4 protein-coding genes are annotated in these 3,340 nt (G+C 67.8%); 2 read left to right on the forward strand and 2 right to left on the reverse strand.

What is annotated here, in order from left to right; translation table 11 throughout:
- Nucleotides 1-97: 97 nt before the first annotated feature.
- Complete coding sequence (locus JWP28_RS11905) at nucleotides 98-340, reverse strand: DUF6489 family protein (RefSeq protein ID WP_299543117.1); 243 nt, start codon at nucleotides 338-340, stop codon at nucleotides 98-100.
- Nucleotides 341-434: 94 nt separating this feature from the next.
- Here JWP28_RS11905 and JWP28_RS11910 point away from each other — a divergent pair, with 94 nt between their 5' ends.
- Together JWP28_RS11910 and JWP28_RS11915 are read left to right on the forward strand one after the other, a co-directional pair.
- Complete coding sequence (locus tag JWP28_RS11910; RefSeq protein WP_299543119.1) at nucleotides 435-1,130, forward strand: dienelactone hydrolase family protein; 696 nt, start codon at nucleotides 435-437, stop codon at nucleotides 1,128-1,130.
- Nucleotides 1,130-2,098 carry a quinone oxidoreductase gene (locus JWP28_RS11915; RefSeq protein ID WP_299543121.1) on the forward strand — a complete coding sequence of 323 codons (969 nt, stop codon included), beginning with the start codon at nucleotides 1,130-1,132 and terminating at the stop codon, nucleotides 2,096-2,098. The genes JWP28_RS11910 and JWP28_RS11915 overlap by 1 nt, the downstream gene beginning before the upstream one ends.
- Nucleotides 2,099-2,356: 258 nt before the next feature.
- Here the strand turns inward: JWP28_RS11915 and rho are convergent.
- Nucleotides 2,357-3,340: transcription termination factor Rho (gene rho / locus JWP28_RS11920; protein WP_299543123.1), on the reverse strand; the 984-nt coding region annotated here is incomplete at its 5' end.

A 3,340-nucleotide genomic window follows, 5' to 3' on the forward strand; every position in this document is an offset into this window, starting at 1 on the left:
AGGGCCCGCTCGGCCTCGGCGCTCCCCGGCCCCGACAGGCGCACCACCGCCACCGCCGCCCGGCCCGCGGCCGTGGCGGGCGCGAAGATGGTGTCGGTCACTTTTTCTGGGACGCCGCGTTCATGCCCACTTCCATCAGCTTGCGGAACTGCTCCTGGGCGCCGGCCCCGAAGCTCATCCAGTTCTTCACCAGCTCGTCAGGCGAAATCATCGCCATGTTGGCGTCGATCCGCTTCTGCATCTCACTAACCAGATGGTCGTTGAGCGCGCTGACATCCGGCAGGCCGAGGAAGCGTCGCGCCTCCTCCGGCGTGCAGTCCACCTCGATCGTCATTTTCATGGCCGAAGGCTCCCGTTCGGATTCCATATGGCCGTGGAGCGGCCCCTGGCGCTAGTAGCGCAGACCAGGAGCATTTCGGAAACGGGAGACCATCATGGGCGAGCGCACGACAATCACCACCGAGGACGGGTCCTTCAGCGCCTATGTGGCGAGGCCCGGCCGATCCCCCGCCCCGGCGGTGGTGGTCATCCAGGAGATCTTCGGGGTGAACCAGGTGATGCGGGACATCACCGACGGCCTGGCGGGCCAGGGCTATCTGGCGATCTGCCCGGACCTGTTCTGGCGGATCGAGCCCGGCATCGACATCACCGACCACTCGGAAGCCGAGCTGAAGCGGGCCTTCGAGCTGTTCGGCGCCTTCGACGTGGAGGCCGGCGTCGGCGACATCGCCGCCACCATCGCCCACATCCGCGGCGACGCGGGCTGTGACGGCAAGGTCGGCGCGGTGGGCTATTGCCTGGGCGGCCAGCTGGCCTTCCTCACCGCCACCCGCACCGACGCCGACGCCTCCGTCGCCTACTACGGCGTCGGTCTGGAGAACCGGGTGGCGGAGGCCGAGAAGCTGACCCATCCGCTGCTGCTGCATATCGCCGAGGAGGACGAGTTCGTGCCGAAGGCGGCGCAGGCCATCATCCTGGCGGCGCTCAAGGACCATCCGCAGATCGAGATCCACACCTATCCCGGCTGCGGCCACGCCTTCGCCCGCGAGGGCGGCCACAACTACAACCCCGAGGCCGCCAAGCTCGCCAACGGCCGCACCCTGACCTTCTTCAAGAAGACCCTCGGCTGATGCGCGCGATCCGCCTTTCCCGGACCGGCGGCCCGGAGGTGCTCGAGCTCACCGAGGTCGAAACCCCGCAGCCCGGCCCGGGGCAGATCCTGGTCCGCCATCAGGCGATCGGCATCAATTTCATCGACACCTACCAGCGCTCCGGCCTCTATCCGATGAAGCTGCCCTCGGGCCTGGGCTCGGAGGCCGCCGGCGCGGTCGAGGCGGTGGGCGAAGGCGTCACCGGGTTCAAGGTCGGCGACCTGGTCGCCTACGCCGGGACGCCCGGCGCCTATGCCGACGCCAACGTGGTCCGCGCCGACCGGGCGGTGAAGGTTCCGCCTGGCATCGATGCGCGCACGGCCGCGGCGGCCCTGCTCAAGGGCATGACCGTCGAGTTCCTGATCCGCCGGCTGCACCGCGTCGAGGCCGGCGAGACCATCCTCGCCCATGCCGCGGCCGGCGGCGTCGGCCAGATCCTGGTCCAGTGGGCCAAGGCGCTCGGCGCGGTGGTCATCGGCACGGTCGGCTCGGAGCAGAAGGCCGCCCGGGTGCGCGAGCTCGGCGCCGACCATGTGATCCTCTACCATGAGCAGGACGTGGCCGCCGAGGTTCGCCGGATCACCGACGGCAAGGGCGTGCCGGTGGCCTACGACTCCGTGGGCAAGGACACTTTCGAGGGCACCTTGAAGAGCCTGGCCCGCCGCGGCCTGTTCGTCAGCTTCGGCAATTCGTCAGGGCCGCCGCCGCCAATCGAGGCCCGCCAGCTCATGGTCAACGGGTCGCTGTTCTTCACCCGCCCGACCATGGGCGACTACCAGACCACCCCCGAGGAGCTCGACGCCAGCGCCGCCGCCCTGTTCGAGATGATCGGCTCGGGCAAGATCAAGATCGAGATCCGCCAGACCTTCCCCTTGGCCGAGGCCCGCAAGGCGCATGAAGCGCTCGAGAGCCGCGCGACCATCGGGGCGAGTTTGCTGATTCCGTGAGCGCCAGTTCCTCCCCCAGCGCGAAGCGCGATTTGGGGGAGGTGGCGCGAAGCGCCGGAGAGGGTCCGCTCAGATCGTGGGGGGACCCCTTCCGTCAGCTTCGCTGACAGCTCCTCCCACCGGGCCTGCGGCCCGGCCCCCTCTGGCGCTACGCGCCATCTCCCCCGAAGGGGAGAACGGGGGAGCAACCTAGGGAAAGCGCGCTCTGTTTCACGTGAAACACAAGTCTGACCGGTAGGGCCGGGTAGGCCCCACCGGTCAGGTGTTCATGGACTGGAAGAACTCCTCGTTGGTCTTCGACGAGCGCAGCTTGTCGAGCAGGAATTCGATGGCGTCCTGGGCGCCCATCGGACCGAGGATCCGACGCAGGATGTAGGTCTTGGTCAGGTGCTCCTTGGGCGTGATCAGCTCCTCCTTGCGGGTGCCGGACTTGATCACGTCGATGGCCGGATAGACCCGCTTGTCGGCGACCTTGCGGTCGAGCACGATTTCCGAGTTACCGGTGCCCTTGAACTCTTCGAAGATCACCTCGTCCATCCGGCTGCCGGTGTCGATCAGGGCGGTGGCGATGATGGTCAGCGAGCCCCCCTCCTCGATGTTCCGCGCCGCGCCGAAGAAGCGCTTGGGACGCTGCAGGGCGTTGGCGTCGACGCCGCCGGTCAGCACCTTGCCGGACGACGGCACGACCGTGTTGTAGGCGCGGCCAAGCCGGGTGACGCTGTCCAGCAGGATCACCACGTCGCGCTTGTGCTCGACCAGGCGCTTGGCCTTTTCGATAACCATTTCCGCGACTTGCACGTGGCGGGTGGCCGGCTCGTCGAAGGTCGAGGAGATCACCTCGCCCTTCACCGTGCGCTGCATATCGGTGACTTCTTCCGGGCGCTCGTCGATCAGGAGCACGATCAGGTAGCACTCGGGGTGGTTGGTCTCGATGGACTTGGCGATGTTCTGCAGCATCACCGTCTTGCCGACCCTGGGCGGAGAGGTAATCAGGCAGCGCTGGCCCTTGCCGAGCGGCGCCACGATGTCGATTACCCGGCCGGATCGGTCCTTCAGCGTCGGGTCGTCGATCTCCATGCGCAGGCGCTGGTCGGGATAGAGCGGCGTCAGGTTGTCGAACAGCACCTTGTGGCGGACGTTCTCGGGGTTCTCGAAGTTCGTCAGGTCGACCTTGACGAGCGCAAAGTAGCGCTCGCCTTCCCGGGGCGCGCGGACCGCGCCGTCCACCGTGTCGCCGGTTCG

This window comes from Phenylobacterium sp., assembly GCF_028290885.1.
Classification (GTDB): domain Bacteria; phylum Pseudomonadota; class Alphaproteobacteria; order Caulobacterales; family Caulobacteraceae; genus Phenylobacterium.